The sequence below is a fragment of the Parendozoicomonas verongulae genome, from assembly GCF_009711465.1.
GTDB lineage: Bacteria > Pseudomonadota > Gammaproteobacteria > Pseudomonadales > Endozoicomonadaceae > Sansalvadorimonas > Sansalvadorimonas verongulae.
Genome location: NZ_SMME01000635.1, coordinates 1,172 through 1,569, shown reverse-complemented (window position 1 = coordinate 1,569; position 398 = coordinate 1,172). Strand labels below are relative to the sequence as shown.

1 protein-coding gene is annotated in these 398 nt (G+C 48.7%); it reads left to right on the top strand.

Features of this window, described 5'->3' with window-relative positions; all coding sequences use genetic code 11:
- Positions 1–21: 21 nt before the first annotated feature.
- Positions 22–398: hypothetical protein (locus E1189_RS23130; RefSeq protein WP_230460025.1), on the top strand; the 377-nt coding region annotated here is incomplete at its 3' end.

Genomic DNA, 398 nt, shown 5'->3' with positions numbered 1-398 from the left:
ACTGTTGGCCATGATCCACGGATGACCCGTTTTCGCGTATATGATATTGCTGTGACTCCCGAAGGTGACCTGATATCTATAAGACTGGGAAAGGGGGAGCATGGTGGTCTGGAAGCTGTGTTACCGGGAGCGTTGTCAGCCAGTCATCCTATACCTTTAGCCAGGAATCATCATTATGGTCAAACCTCCCTGACGTTGAAACATAAACAGTGGCTCTTTTTACCCAGTATGACCCCTGATGAAACTATCATTGCCATGCGCACCGAGCCTGAAACGGCATGCAGCGTCATGAAGGATCGCTATAGCGGGTTGCATATGGTATTTATGCCAGAGGCACAGCCCGGCGAAAAGGTCACTGTCCACTATATATTGGAAACCAGAGACAAAACTGACACCAT